This is a genomic window from Mahella australiensis 50-1 BON (assembly GCF_000213255.1).
GTDB classification, from domain to species: domain Bacteria; phylum Bacillota; class Clostridia; order Mahellales; family Mahellaceae; genus Mahella; species Mahella australiensis.
In genome coordinates this window covers 2,282,858-2,295,977 of the sequence record NC_015520.1, presented here as the reverse complement: position 1 = coordinate 2,295,977, position 13,120 = coordinate 2,282,858, and the positions used below count along the sequence as shown (strand labels likewise).

Here is a 13,120-nt window from a genome sequence, read left to right as displayed (position 1 = left end):
GATTATGAATGAGCTTAATGATTTTACGTCGATAAAAATAGGGCTGGCCTCTCCAGAAAAAATACGCGAATGGTCACATGGCGAGGTAAAAAAACCTGAAACCATCAATTATAGAACGCTAAAACCCGAACGCGATGGTTTATTTTGCGAAAGGATATTCGGACCGGTAAAAGATTGGGAGTGCCATTGTGGCAAATATAAGCGCATACGCTATAAAGGTATTATATGCGACAGGTGCGGTGTAGAGGTTACCAAGTCCAAAGTGCGCCGCGAACGTATGGGGCATATAGAATTGGCAGCTCCGGTGTCCCATATATGGTATTTTAAGGGGATTCCCAGCCGCATGGGCTTGATTCTGGATATGTCGCCCAGGTCACTGGAGAAAGTGCTGTATTTTGCCTCATATATAGTGATAGATCCCGGTGATACCGACCTTATAGAAAAGCAACTTTTGAGCGATAAGGAATATAAAGAGGCTGTAGAGACATACGGTAATAGATTTAAAGCCGGTATGGGAGCTGAAGCTATAAAAGAGCTATTACAGGCTATAGACCTGGATAGTTTGTCTGCCCAATTGCGCCATGAATTAGAGCGTTCTACCGGTCAGAAACGCGTAAGGATAGTAAAGCGTTTGGAAGTGGTAGAATCATTCAGGAAATCTGGTAATCGACCAGAGTGGATGATATTGGAGGCCCTGCCCGTCATACCACCTGATCTGCGCCCGATGGTTCAATTAGACGGTGGCCGGTTTGCCACATCAGACTTAAATGATCTGTATAGGCGCGTGCTGAACAGAAACAATCGTCTAAAAAAACTATTGGAGTTACAGGCACCGGATATAATAGTGAGAAACGAGAAGCGTATGCTTCAAGAGGCTGTCGATGCGCTCATAGATAACGGACGCAGGGGCCGACCCGTTACAGGATCAGGCAATCGCCCGTTGAAATCGCTGAGCGATATGCTCAAAGGCAAGCAAGGGCGCTTTCGACAGAACCTTTTAGGTAAACGTGTGGATTATTCGGGCCGTTCGGTTATAGTTGTAGGTCCAGACCTCAAACTGTATCAATGCGGTTTACCAAAGGAAATGGCTTTGGAGTTATTTAAACCATTTGTCATGAAAAAGTTAGTAGAAAAAGGCTATGCACATAATATAAAAAACGCCAAACACATGGTGGAAAGAGCCCGGACAGAGATATGGGATGTCCTGGAAGAAGTAATAAAAGAGCATCCCGTATTGTTAAATAGGGCGCCCACTCTGCACAGATTAGGCATCCAAGCATTTGAGCCGATATTAGTAGAAGGCAGGGCTATAAAGATCCATCCTTTGGTATGTACGGCTTATAACGCTGACTTTGATGGCGATCAGATGGCCATACATGTACCGTTATCTGTGGAGGCTCAAGCCGAAGCCAGGTATTTGATGCTTGCAGCCAATAATATCTTGAAACCATCTGATGGCAGGCCGGTAGTGAACCCTACGCAGGACATGGTTATGGGATGCTACTATCTTACTATAGATCGCGAAGGCGAAGAGGGCGAAGGTATGTACTTTTCCGGCATAGACGAAGCTATAATGGCTTATCAGATAGGAGAGCTAGGCCTGCACGCTTCTATAAACGTACGGATAAAGAAGAAAATAAACGGTCAATGGCATGTAGGTCGCGTAAAAACAACTGTGGGCAGGCTGATATTCAATCAAGCTATCCCTCAAGATTTGGGTTTCGTGGATAGAGATGATCCGTCCAATATGTTTACTCTAGAAGTAGATAAACTGGTGGATAAAAAGGTATTGGGCCAGATCATAGACGCATGTTATAAGAAGCATGGCATAGAAGTAACGGCCGAAATGCTGGACAGAATAAAGAAATTGGGCTTTGAGTATTCCACAAAAGGGGCTATAACTGTAAGCGTTATGGATATAGTTGTACCGCCTGAAAAGCAACAGATGTTGGATGAAGCCGAGAAAGAAGTAGAAAACGTCAATAAGCTATATCGCAAAGGGCTTGTATCAGATGACGAGCGCTATCAAGAGGTCATAAATATATGGAATACCACTACCGAAAACGTTACTCAAGCGCTGCTCAAGCATTTGGATAGATTTAATCCTATATATATGATGGCTAATTCTGGAGCGCGAGGCAGCATAAATCAGATTAGGCAGTTAGCTGGTATGAGAGGTCTTATGGCCAACCCATCGGGTAAAATAATAGAGCTGCCTATAAGATCCAATTTCCGCGAGGGGCTGACTGTGTTGGAGTTCTTCATATCCACACATGGAGCTAGAAAGGGTTTGGCTGATACTGCCCTGCGTACAGCCGATTCAGGATATCTTACGCGGAGACTGGTGGATGTAAGCCAGGATATCATAATAAGAGAAGATGATTGCTTCGCTCGCCTTGGCGAGGAGGTAAAGGGTATATGGGTTTCGGAAATAAAAGACGGCAATGAGGTTATAGAGAGCCTGAAAGATCGCATAGAAGGACGATATGCTGCTGAGGATGTGTTGGATCCGAATACAGGCGAGGTTATTGTGCATAAAAATCATGAAATTACCGAGGAAACAGCGAATGCGATAGTGGCGGCTGGCATAGACAAAGTCTATATAAGGTCAATTATGACCTGTCGCGCAGAAATAGGCGTATGTGCCAAATGTTATGGGCGAAATCTGGCTTTTAATCAGCCGGTTGAGATAGGCGAGCCTGTGGGGATTATAGCAGCGCAATCGATCGGCGAGCCGGGCACCCAGCTCACCATGAGGACATTCCATACGGGCGGTGTGGCCGGAGAGGATATAACGCAAGGTTTGCCGCGTGTGGAAGAATTGTTTGAAGCTAGGAAGCCTAAAGGCTTAGCCATTATATCGGATATAAACGGCACTGTTTCAATAAATGAAAGCAAACATAAAAGAGAGGTCGTCATTACGTCTGATGACGGCAACAGTCAAAGCTATACAATACCGTACGGTTCACGTTTAAAGGTAACCGATGGACAGAAAATAGAAGCTGGCGATGAACTGACAGAAGGGTCGGTGAACCCGCACGATATTTTAAGGATAAAAGGTGTAGTAGAGGTTCAGACCTATCTGCTGCAAGAAGTCCAGAAGGTTTATAGATTGCAAGGCGTCGATATAAATGATAAACACGTAGAAGTTATAATACGCCAGATGCTGCGCAAAGTGAAGATAGAAGATGCTGGAGATACCGATATGCTGCCGGGCAGCTTGGTGGATATGTTCGCATTTGAACGTGAAAATGAAGCAGCCATAGCTCAGGGGTTAAGGCCCGCGGTAGCTAAAAGGGTATTGATGGGCATCACTAAGGCCTCTCTATCCACAGATTCGTTCCTGTCGGCAGCGTCTTTCCAAGAGACCACGCGTGTTCTGACGGAGGCGGCTACTAAAGGCAGGGTTGATCCGCTGATAGGTTTGAAAGAAAATGTTATAATAGGCAAATTGATACCGGCTGGCACCGGCATGAATAGGTATAAAAGTATAAAAGTGGTGCCAGCGCAGCAAACTCAGATAGCTGCTCGCTGAAAAAATATTGTTGACATGGTTGCGGGCTGATGATAAAATAGGAAAGTGTTTGGCCTCATATTTAGGCCATTATTGGGAGAACAATAAAATTGTTCACCGGGAAAGGAGAGACGCAAGATCGGTATAAGCAGCGGTTACATTGTAGATCGGCTGTTTATCGATGTCTCATACTATGGCGATTGAGGTTTTAAAAGACAGTGCTTGCAAAGCTGTTGGCATGAAGCAGACTATACGGGCTATAAAGGAACATAGCGCAACTGTGGTATTCATAGCCAATGACGCGGATAAGCATATTAAAGATGCAATTGTCAATGCCTGCGAACAAAATGGTATTGAGATAGAATATGTCGATACCATGGAGCAATTGGGAGAGGCTTGCGGGATTGAAGTTGGTGCTGCTACAGCGGCTATATTAAAGGCATAGCGAAGCGAGTCGGGAGTTGCATCCCGACTTACCTTTGTATATGGAAGGAGGTGAAACGATGCCTACTATAAATCAATTGGTGAGACGAGGAAGGGAAACTGTAGAGAAAAAGTCAGCGTCACCGGCCTTGAAGGGCTCGCCGCAGAAGCGCGGTGTGTGCACGGTGGTTAAGACTACTACGCCTAAAAAGCCGAACTCCGCTTTGCGTAAAGTGGCTAGGGTTCGCCTGGTAAACGGCATGGAAGTTACCGCTTATATACCAGGTATAGGCCATAATTTGCAAGAGCACTCAGTGGTGCTTATAAGAGGCGGTAGGGTTAAGGATTTGCCCGGTGTAAGGTATCATATTATAAGAGGTGCTTTGGATACCGCCGGGGTGGCCAACCGTAAACAGGGACGTTCTAAATATGGCGCTAAAAGAGCCAAGAAATAACCTCAAACATAAGGAGGCGAGGATATAAATGCCTAGAAAAGGCAATGTAACTAAAAGAGAAGTGTTGCCCGATCCGGTATACAGCAACGCTAACGTTACGCGGCTGATAAACTGCGTTATGAAGGATGGAAAGAGAAGCATAGCTCAACATATATGCTACGGGGCTTTCGATATAATACGCGAAAAAACCGGCAGGGATCCTATGGAGGTATTTGAAGAAGCCATAAACAATATTATGCCTGTGCTCGAGGTCAAACCGCGTAGGGTGGGAGGAGCTACTTATCAGGTTCCCGTAGAGGTAAGACCGGAGAGAAGGATTTCATTGACCATGCGCTGGCTGGTTAACTTTGCGCGCCAACGCAATGAAAGGACCATGGAACAAAAGCTGGCTAATGAAATCATGGATGCAGTCAATAATACCGGTGGCAGCATAAGAAGAAAAGAAGAAATGCATAGGATGGCGGAAGCAAATAGAGCTTTTGCACATTACAGGTGGTAGATTTGATGAAAGATTATCGGTATATCAGTGATTTTTGTGTTAGAAAGGAGGGTGAGTGTGCCTAGACAATTTCCCATAGAAAAAACGCGTAATATTGGCATAATGGCTCATATAGATGCGGGTAAAACCACGACTACCGAACGCGTCTTGTTTTATGCCGGGAGAATTCATAAGCTCGGTGAAGTCCATGAAGGCAACGCTACTATGGACTGGATGGAACAGGAGCAGGAAAGGGGAATAACCATAACGTCGGCGGCTACTACTGCGCAGTGGAAGGGCCATAAAATAAATATTATCGATACGCCAGGCCACGTGGACTTTACAGTGGAAGTGGAGAGATCGCTGAGGGTCCTAGACGGCGCAGTTGCAGTATTTTGTGCTAAAGGCGGCGTAGAGCCTCAATCTGAAACCGTATGGAGACAAGCCGATAAATACGGCGTGCCACGTATAGCCTATGTTAATAAAATGGACATTATGGGTGCTGATTTCTTTAACGCCATTAAGATGATGAGAGAACGGTTGAATGCTAATGCCGTGCCTATCCAATTGCCTATAGGCAAAGAAGATAGCTTTATCGGCGTAATCGACCTGATAAGAAATGAGGCTATAATATATAAAGACGATCTCGGAACGGTTATGGAAGACGAACCGATACCGGCCGATATGATGGATATGGCGCAGGAATACAAGAATAAGCTCTTAGAAGCGGTAGCCGAGCAGGACGATGAGATAATGATCAAGTACCTTGAAGGCGAGGAGATAAGTCAAGAAGAACTGATCGCAGCTATACGCAGAGCGACGGTGGCAGTAAAAATGGTGCCAGTTTTATGCGGCAGTTCATATAAAAATAAAGGTGTGCAGCCGTTGCTGGATGCCATAGTCGATTTCTTGCCATCGCCAGCCGATATAGGGCATGTAAGCGGCATAGACACTAAGACCGGCGATGAAGTAGAGCGCGAGCTCAATGATGACCAGCCGTTATCCGCTTTGGCGTTTAAGATAATGTCCGATCCGTTCGTAGGCAGACTTACGTTTACCAGGATATATTCCGGCACGCTGGAAGCTGGCTCATATGTATATAATTCTACAAAAGGTAAGCGCGAGCGCGTAGGCAGGATACTGCAGATGCATGCCAATCACCGCGAAGAGATAGACAGGGCTTACAGCGGCGATATAGTGGCTATAGTGGGTTTAAAGGATACCACTACGGGCGATACATTGTGCGATGAGAATAACCCCATAATTCTGGAATCTATGGAATTTCCCGAACCGGTTATATCGGTGGCAATAGAGCCCAAGACTAAGGCTGGTCAGGATAAGCTGGCTATCGGGCTTACTAAACTCGCTGAAGAAGACCCCACCTTCCGAGTCCATACCGATCCTGATACAGGTCAGACTATAATCTCGGGTATGGGTGAACTTCATCTCGAGATAATAATAGATAGATTATTCAGAGAATTTAAGGTAGAAGCCAATGTAGGGAATCCGCAGGTGGCCTATAAAGAGACTATCACGCAGACGGTCAAATCTGAAGGGCGTTTTATACGTCAGTCCGGTGGCCGCGGTCAGTACGGTCATGTATGGTTGCAATTGGAGCCGAACGAGCGCGGTGCTGGTTATGAGTTCATCGATAAGATAGTAGGCGGTGTTGTGCCCAGAGAATATATACCGGCTGTCGATGAGGGCATACAGGAAGCGCTTAACAGCGGCGTTCTGGGCGGTTATCCTGTGGTAGATGTAAAGGTGACGCTGTTTGATGGTTCATATCATGAAGTGGATTCATCTGAGATGGCATTTAAGATAGCGGCGTCTATAGGATTTAAGGAAGGCATGAAGAAGGCGGCGCCTGTACTGCTAGAGCCTATCATGAAGGTTGAAGTGGTAGTGCCTGAAGAATATATGGGCGATGTTATGGGCGATATAAGCAGCCGCCGCGGTCATATAGAGGGTATGGAGGGTCGTAATGGAGCTCAAGTTATAAGAGGATTAGTACCTTTGGCTGAGATGTTTGGATATGCTACAGATTTGCGATCCAAGACACAAGGCAGGGGAACATATACCATGCAATTTTCTCACTATGAGATTGTACCCAAAAATGTAGCCGAGAAAGTTTTGAATACTAAGTAAGAAAGGGAGGAAACAAGAGATGGCAAAGCAAAGATTTGAGAGAAGCAAGCCGCATATAAATATAGGTACAATAGGGCACGTCGATCACGGCAAGACGACGTTGACAGCAGCTATAACGATGACGCTGGCACATTTTGGCCGGGCGCAGGCTACCAAATACGATGAGATAGACAAAGCGCCCGAAGAAAAAGCCAGGGGCATCACAATAAACACGGCGCACGTGGAATACGAGACCGAGAAGAGGCACTATGCGCACGTTGACTGTCCAGGGCACGCCGACTATGTTAAGAACATGATAACCGGCGCAGCGCAGATGGACGGAGCGATACTGGTGGTATCGGCAGCCGACGGTCCCATGCCGCAGACCAGGGAGCATATACTGCTGGCGCGCCAGGTAGGAGTGCCATATATAGTGGTATTTTTGAATAAGACCGATATGGTAGACGATCCCGAACTGATAGAGCTAGTAGAGATGGAAGTAAGGGATCTGTTAAATGAATACGAATTCCCGGGAGATGAAGTACCGATAATAAAAGGGTCGGCACTAAAGGCATTAGAAGCGGGAGGAGACCCGAATAACGAATGGGTAAAACCGATACTTGAACTTATGGATGCGGTAGATGAATATATACCGACACCCGAGAGGGATGTAGACAAGCCGTTCCTGATGCCGGTAGAAGACGTATTCACGATAACCGGGCGTGGCACAGTGGCTACAGGCAGAGTAGATCGAGGCAGATTAAGAGTAGGCGAAGAAGTAGAGATAGTAGGGTTAACAGACCGTCCGAGGAAGACAGTAGCGACGGGTATAGAGATGTTCCGCAAGACGATGGACGAAGCGATAGCAGGGGACAACGTAGGCGTACTGTTAAGGGGCATACAGAGAGAAGAAGTAGAGAGAGGGCAGGTATTGGCCAAGCCGGGCAGCATACATCCGCATACGCATTTCAAGGGGCAGGTATACGTGCTGACCAAGGAAGAAGGGGGTAGGCATACGCCGTTTTTCAACGGATACAGGCCACAGTTCTACTTCAGGACGACCGATGTGACAGGTACGATACAATTACCCGAAGGGGTAGAGATGGTAATGCCTGGCGACAACATAGTAATGGAAGTACAGCTGATAACGCCGATAGCGATAGAAGAAGGATTGCGATTTGCAATACGAGAAGGCGGCCGAACGGTAGGAGCCGGAGTTGTCACCGAGGTTATAGAATAAATCTGTAGGCGGTACCGCTTACAGATTTATAAAGCCGTAAATACGCCAGGATGAGTGTATTTATATTTTCCTAGCTAAAAAGGAGGGGAAAGCGATGGCGGAACAAAAAATCCGCATAAAATTACGAGCATACGACCATAGCGTTTTGGATCAATCGGCAGAGCAGATAGTGGCTACTGCCAAACGCACAGGAGCGACTGTTTCGGGACCTGTGCCGCTGCCGACCGAACGCGAAATAGTCACCATATTGAGAGCACCGCACAAATATAAAGATTCGCGCGAACAATTTGAGACCAGAATTCATAAGCGCTTGATAGACATATTGCAGCCTACGTCCAAGACCGTAGATGCTCTGATGCGCTTGGATCTGCCTGCAGGCGTGGATATAGAAATAAAGTTATAGGGAGGTGGAAGCGGTGGCAAAGGGCATACTAGGTAAAAAAATAGGCATGACGCAGTTTTTTATGGATGATGGCAGGGCGTTGCCTGTGACAGTTATAGAGGCCGGCCCATGCGTGGTGGTTCAAAAGAAAACTGTAGAAAAAGACGGCTATAACGCTATCCAACTTGGCTTTATGGATGTGAAGGAACATCGTATCAATAAGCCTAAACAAGGTCATTTAAAAAAGGCGAATGTTCCGTATAAAAAATATCTTAGAGAATTTAAGCCGGATAATATAGAAGATTACCAGGTAGGGCAACAAATAACGGCCGATATCTTTCAACCTGGCAGCAAAGTGGATGTTTCCGGCATATCATTGGGCAAAGGTTTTGCTGGCGTTGTTAAACGCTGGGGTGCTCATAGAGGGCCCATGGCCCATGGCTCTAAATATCACCGAAGGGTGGGTTCCATGAGCGCAGGTACTTCTCCAGGGCGCGTATTTAAGAATAAGCATTTGCCCGGACATATGGGAGCGCGTCGCGTGACGGTACAAGGCTTAGAAGTAGTAAAAGCCGATCCTGAGCGCAACTTATTATTACTCAAAGGCAGCATTCCGGGACGACGCGGTAGCATCGTTGAAGTAAAGTATTCGATAAAGAATAAAAAGCGATAGGGAGGAGGACGCGTAAAGTGCCTAAAGTTCCAGTATATAACATTGAAGGCCAGCAGGTGGGCGAAATAGAGCTGAAGGATGAAATCTTTGGCATAGAAGTAAATGAGGCGGCGCTGCATCAGGTAGTGCAGATGCAACTGGCTAATAAGCGCCAGGGCACGCAGTCTGCTAAGACCAGAGGCGAAGTACGCGGTGGTGGTAGAAAACCATGGCGGCAAAAAGGCACCGGTAGAGCCAGACAAGGCAGCATAAGGGCTCCGCAGTGGATTAAGGGCGGCGTGGTATTCGCCCCAAAACCCCGGGATTATAGCTATACATTGCCCAAAAAGCTACGCAGATTGGCTATGAAAAGTGCTTTGACATCTAAGGTAAGAGATAATGAGCTGATAGTGTTGGATAATATATCAATAGAGCAGCCCAAGACAAAAGAGATGTTCCGCATATTGCGCAATCTCAAGGCTGACAGGAAGGTATTAATGGTTTTGCCGGAGAAGGATGAGATAATCCAAAAATCATCGCGAAATATACCAGGGGTAAAGACTGCGTTGGTCAATACCTTAAATGTTTATGATATATTAAACTGCGACAAATTTATAATACTCAAGGATGCTGTACCCAAAGTGGAGGAGGTGTATGTGTGATGAGAGATCCTCATGATATAATAATTCGTCCTCTGCTTACAGAAAAGACGTATGGCATGATGCAGGATAAGAGATATACTTTTAAAGTAGCTGTTGATGCTAACAAATATCAAATAAAAGATGCGGTGGAGAAAATATTCGACGTTAAGGTCAAGCAGGTTAATACCATGAATATGAGGGGTAAGGTTAAGCGTATGGGCGCCAATGTTGGGCGCAGGCCGAATTGGAAAAAAGCCATTGTCACCTTAACATCGGATAGCAAAGCCATTCAATTTTTTGAGGGCATGTGATAAAAGCTTATATAAAAGGAAGTGAAGACGATGGGCATCAAAAAATATAAACCCACATCGCCAGCTAGAAGGTTTATGACCGTTTCGACGTTTGATGAGATAACGAAAGAGGTACCCGAAAAATCCTTATTAAAGCCTCTTCCGAAGAAATCTGGCAGAAATGTTTACGGCCGTATAACCGTAAGGCACAGAGGCGGTGGAAACAAGGCAAAATATAGGGTTATAGATTTCAAAAGAGATAAAGACAATATACCTGCTAAAGTAGCGGCTATAGAGTATGATCCGAATAGAAGCGCTAATATAGCGTTGTTGCATTACGTGGATGGTGAGAAACGCTATATATTAGCCCCTTTAGGATTAAATGTAGGTGATACTGTTATATCAGGTGAAGGAGCCGATATAAAACCTGGGAATGCATTATTGCTTAAGGATATACCGGTTGGCACCGGTATACACAATATAGAGCTTACGCCGGGCAAAGGGGCACAAATGGTGCGTTCGGCTGGTGCTGAGGCTCAATTGATGGCTAAAGAGGGCGATTATGCCCACGTGCGGTTGCCTTCAGGTGAGGTTAGGTTGGTGAGGTTAAATTGCCGTGCCACTATAGGTCAGGTCGGTAATATCGATCATGAGAACATAAAGATAGGCAAAGCCGGCCGTAAGAGGCATATGGGCATAAGGCCGACAGTGCGCGGCGTTGTCATGAACCCTGTGGACCATCCACACGGTGGCGGAGAAGGTAAAGCTCCTATAGGGCATCCGGGTCCGCTTACACCGTGGGGCAAGCCGACGTTAGGTTATAAGACGCGTAAGAAACATAAGTACAGCGATAAATATATAATAAATCGCAGGAAGAAGTAGAAAGGAGGCAGCTTGCATTGAGCAGATCGGTAAAAAAGGGACCTTATGTAGATAAAAACATACTAAAAAAAGTTACTGAGATGAATCAAAAAAGAGAAAAAAAGGTTGTTAAGACATGGGCTCGTAGCTGCACCATTATTCCTGAAATGGTAGGGCATACTTTTGCTGTACATGATGGTAGAAAGCATGTGCCGGTATATGTTACTGAGGACATGGTAGGCCATAAGTTAGGAGAATTTGCTCCTACCAGGACCTTCCGTGGGCACAGCGACCGCACCGAACGTTCTACGTCAGCAAGGTAGCAAGCAATAAAGGAAGGAGTGAACACATGGCTACTAGAGAGCGTGAGAAGGCTCAAAAAAGAGAAGAAAATAAAGATAGACGGCCTAGAGCCATAGCTAGATATATTAGAATATCATCGCGCAAAGTCAAGGTGGTTATAGATCTTATCCGCGGCAAAAGGGTTAAAGATGCTTTAAATATATTGCGTTATACGCCCAAAGCTGCCTCAACGGTGGTAGAAAAACTGTTGCGTTCGGCTATAGCTAATGCTGAGAATAATCTGGGTTTGGATGCGGATGACCTTTATGTGGCAGAGGTTTATGCTGATCAGGGGCCCACATTGAAAAGGGTACATCCGAGGGCTCAGGGAAGGGCTTATAGAATACGCAAACGTACCAGCCATATAACCATTATTTTGGACGAGATGAAAAGATAGGAGGTATGCTAGTTGGGTCAAAAGATGCATCCGCACGGACTCCGGGTAGGTATTATAGAAAACTGGGATTCGCGATGGTTAGTCAAGAACGATAGGGAATTTGCCGGCAATGTACTGGAAGATTATAAAATTCGCACTTATTTGAAGCAAAAGCTCTATAGCGCCGGTATATCGAGGATAGAGATAGAGCGAGCTGCAAATAGAATACGCGTAAATATATTTACCGCTAAACCCGGTATGGTTATAGGTAAAGGCGGTACAGAGGTTGACAAACTGAAGAAGGACCTAGAGAATTTAACGGGCAAGGCTGTTTCGCTGAATATATTAGAAGTTAGATTCCCGGAACTCGATGCACAGTTGGTGGCTGAAAATGTTGCTTCGCAGCTAGAGAAGCGCATATCTTTTAGACGTGCTATGAAACAGGCTATAAGCCGTACTATGAAATCAGGAGCTAAAGGTATAAAGATAACCTGTTCTGGACGTCTAGGAGGAGCTGAAATAGCAAGAAGCGAGCATTATCACGAAGGTACCATACCGCTTCAAACATTGCGCGCCAATATAGATTATGGGTTTGCAGAAGCACGCACAACGTACGGGCGTATAGGCGTCAAGGTATGGATATATAAAGGAGATGTTTTAGGCAAGGGTAAATGGGCCGTTGCTGAAGAAGGAGGGAATAAACATGTTAATGCCAAAGAGGGTAAAGTATCGAAAACCGCAAAGAGGCAGAATGAAAGGCGTGGCCAGCCGAGGCAATAAAGTTGCTTATGGCGAATACGGGCTGCAGGCTTTGGAGCCGGCATGGATAACCAACAATCAGATAGAAGCTGCCCGTATAGCTATAAATAGATATATACGCAAAGGCGGTAAAGTGTGGATAAAAATCTTCCCGGATAAGGCGGTTACAAAGAAACCTGCCGAAACACGTATGGGCAGCGGTAAAGGATCGCCGGAGTATTGGGTGGCCGTAGTAAAGCCCGGGAGGATATTGTTTGAGTTATCCGGCGTATCAGAAGATGTAGCCAAAGAGGCATTTCGCCTGGCGGCACATAAATTACCTATAAAATGCAAGTTTGTAAAACGCCAGGACTTAGAAGCAGTAGGTGGTGAAAGCAATGAGGGTTGACAAGCTTAGAGAATTATCTGTAGAGGAACTGAACGATCAATTGGCCGATTTAAAAACCGAGCTATTCAACCTGCGCTTTCAACTGGCTGTAGGGCAATTAGAAAACCCTATGCGTATTAGAGAAGTAAGGCGTTCCATAGCCCAGGTAAAGACTATATTAAGGGAACGCGAGATTAGGCGCGAAGCATAGCT

The 13,120-nt window shown here is 45.8% G+C and carries 16 protein-coding genes; all 16 read left to right on the top strand.

Annotated features, from left to right (window positions below; all coding sequences use genetic code 11):
* The first annotated feature begins 4 nt into the window (after window positions 1-4).
* The 16 genes from rpoC to rpmC all read left to right on the top strand — a co-directional run bounded on the left by rpoC (window position 5) and on the right by rpmC (window position 13,118).
* Window positions 5-3,535 (top strand): DNA-directed RNA polymerase subunit beta', encoded by a 3,531-nt coding sequence (rpoC, locus tag MAHAU_RS10780; RefSeq protein ID WP_013781763.1) that lies wholly within the window; start codon window positions 5-7, stop codon window positions 3,533-3,535.
* A gap of 172 nt (window positions 3,536-3,707) precedes the next feature.
* Window positions 3,708-3,959, top strand: a complete 252-nt coding sequence (locus tag MAHAU_RS10775) for a ribosomal L7Ae/L30e/S12e/Gadd45 family protein (RefSeq protein ID WP_041644089.1) — start codon at window positions 3,708-3,710, stop codon at window positions 3,957-3,959.
* 58 nt (window positions 3,960-4,017) lie between these two features.
* Complete coding sequence (gene rpsL, locus MAHAU_RS10770; RefSeq protein WP_013781761.1) at window positions 4,018-4,392, top strand: 30S ribosomal protein S12; 375 nt, start codon at window positions 4,018-4,020, stop codon at window positions 4,390-4,392.
* Window positions 4,393-4,420: 28 nt separating this feature from the next.
* The gene (rpsG, locus tag MAHAU_RS10765) at window positions 4,421-4,891 is read left to right on the top strand and encodes a 30S ribosomal protein S7 (protein ID WP_013781760.1); all 471 of its coding nucleotides are present in this window, start codon (window positions 4,421-4,423) and stop codon (window positions 4,889-4,891) included.
* Between the two features lie 57 nt (window positions 4,892-4,948).
* Complete coding sequence (gene fusA / locus MAHAU_RS10760) at window positions 4,949-7,018, top strand: elongation factor G (protein ID WP_013781759.1); 2,070 nt, start codon at window positions 4,949-4,951, stop codon at window positions 7,016-7,018.
* A 19-nt stretch (window positions 7,019-7,037) separates the two neighbouring features.
* Window positions 7,038-8,237: an elongation factor Tu gene (gene tuf / locus MAHAU_RS10755; RefSeq protein WP_013781758.1), complete on the top strand. Its 1,200-nt coding sequence runs from the start codon at window positions 7,038-7,040 to the stop codon at window positions 8,235-8,237.
* Between the two features lie 94 nt (window positions 8,238-8,331).
* A complete protein-coding gene (gene rpsJ, locus MAHAU_RS10750) occupies window positions 8,332-8,640 on the top strand; it encodes a 30S ribosomal protein S10 (RefSeq protein ID WP_013781757.1) in 309 nt (102 codons plus the stop codon).
* A gap of 13 nt (window positions 8,641-8,653) precedes the next feature.
* Window positions 8,654-9,292: a 50S ribosomal protein L3 gene (gene rplC / locus MAHAU_RS10745; RefSeq protein WP_013781756.1), complete on the top strand. Its 639-nt coding sequence runs from the start codon at window positions 8,654-8,656 to the stop codon at window positions 9,290-9,292.
* A gap of 17 nt (window positions 9,293-9,309) precedes the next feature.
* A complete protein-coding gene (gene rplD, locus MAHAU_RS10740; RefSeq protein ID WP_013781755.1) occupies window positions 9,310-9,933 on the top strand; it encodes a 50S ribosomal protein L4 in 624 nt (207 codons plus the stop codon).
* Window positions 9,933-10,223: a 50S ribosomal protein L23 gene (rplW, locus tag MAHAU_RS10735; protein ID WP_013781754.1), complete on the top strand. Its 291-nt coding sequence runs from the start codon at window positions 9,933-9,935 to the stop codon at window positions 10,221-10,223. Before rplD ends, rplW begins: the two co-directional genes overlap by 1 nt.
* Window positions 10,224-10,253: 30 nt before the next feature.
* The gene (gene rplB, locus MAHAU_RS10730; protein WP_013781753.1) at window positions 10,254-11,084 is read left to right on the top strand and encodes a 50S ribosomal protein L2; all 831 of its coding nucleotides are present in this window, start codon (window positions 10,254-10,256) and stop codon (window positions 11,082-11,084) included.
* A 17-nt stretch (window positions 11,085-11,101) separates the two neighbouring features.
* Entirely contained in the window at window positions 11,102-11,386 is a 285-nt protein-coding gene (gene rpsS, locus MAHAU_RS10725) for a 30S ribosomal protein S19 (RefSeq protein ID WP_013781752.1), read from the top strand.
* Window positions 11,387-11,412: 26 nt separating this feature from the next.
* Window positions 11,413-11,802: a 50S ribosomal protein L22 gene (gene rplV / locus MAHAU_RS10720; RefSeq protein ID WP_013781751.1), complete on the top strand. Its 390-nt coding sequence runs from the start codon at window positions 11,413-11,415 to the stop codon at window positions 11,800-11,802.
* A 12-nt stretch (window positions 11,803-11,814) separates the two neighbouring features.
* Window positions 11,815-12,561, top strand: a complete 747-nt coding sequence (gene rpsC, locus MAHAU_RS10715) for a 30S ribosomal protein S3 (RefSeq protein ID WP_013781750.1) — start codon at window positions 11,815-11,817, stop codon at window positions 12,559-12,561.
* A complete protein-coding gene (gene rplP / locus MAHAU_RS10710) occupies window positions 12,485-12,928 on the top strand; it encodes a 50S ribosomal protein L16 (protein ID WP_013781749.1) in 444 nt (147 codons plus the stop codon). Before rpsC ends, rplP begins: the two co-directional genes overlap by 77 nt.
* A complete protein-coding gene (gene rpmC / locus MAHAU_RS10705) occupies window positions 12,918-13,118 on the top strand; it encodes a 50S ribosomal protein L29 (protein WP_013781748.1) in 201 nt (66 codons plus the stop codon). Before rplP ends, rpmC begins: the two co-directional genes overlap by 11 nt.
* Window positions 13,119-13,120: the final 2 nt, after the last annotated feature.

Excerpts from the sequence above, each read along its gene's own strand:
- rplP (WP_013781749.1), top strand. The coding sequence starts at position 12,485 with ATGTTAATGCCAAAGAGGGTAAAGTATCGAAAACCGCAAAGAGGCAGA.
- rpoC (WP_013781763.1), top strand. The coding sequence starts at position 5 with ATGAATGAGCTTAATGATTTTACGTCGATAAAAATAGGGCTGGCCTCT.
- tuf (WP_013781758.1), top strand. The coding sequence starts at position 7,038 with ATGGCAAAGCAAAGATTTGAGAGAAGCAAGCCGCATATAAATATAGGT.
- rpmC (WP_013781748.1), top strand. The coding sequence starts at position 12,918 with ATGAGGGTTGACAAGCTTAGAGAATTATCTGTAGAGGAACTGAACGAT.
- rplV (WP_013781751.1), top strand. The coding sequence starts at position 11,413 with ATGGCTACTAGAGAGCGTGAGAAGGCTCAAAAAAGAGAAGAAAATAAA.
- MAHAU_RS10775 (WP_041644089.1), top strand. The coding sequence starts at position 3,708 with ATGGCGATTGAGGTTTTAAAAGACAGTGCTTGCAAAGCTGTTGGCATG.
- rplB (WP_013781753.1), top strand. The coding sequence starts at position 10,254 with ATGGGCATCAAAAAATATAAACCCACATCGCCAGCTAGAAGGTTTATG.
- rpsL (WP_013781761.1), top strand. The coding sequence starts at position 4,018 with ATGCCTACTATAAATCAATTGGTGAGACGAGGAAGGGAAACTGTAGAG.
- rplW (WP_013781754.1), top strand. The coding sequence starts at position 9,933 with ATGAGAGATCCTCATGATATAATAATTCGTCCTCTGCTTACAGAAAAG.
- rpsJ (WP_013781757.1), top strand. The coding sequence starts at position 8,332 with ATGGCGGAACAAAAAATCCGCATAAAATTACGAGCATACGACCATAGC.
- rpsG (WP_013781760.1), top strand. The coding sequence starts at position 4,421 with ATGCCTAGAAAAGGCAATGTAACTAAAAGAGAAGTGTTGCCCGATCCG.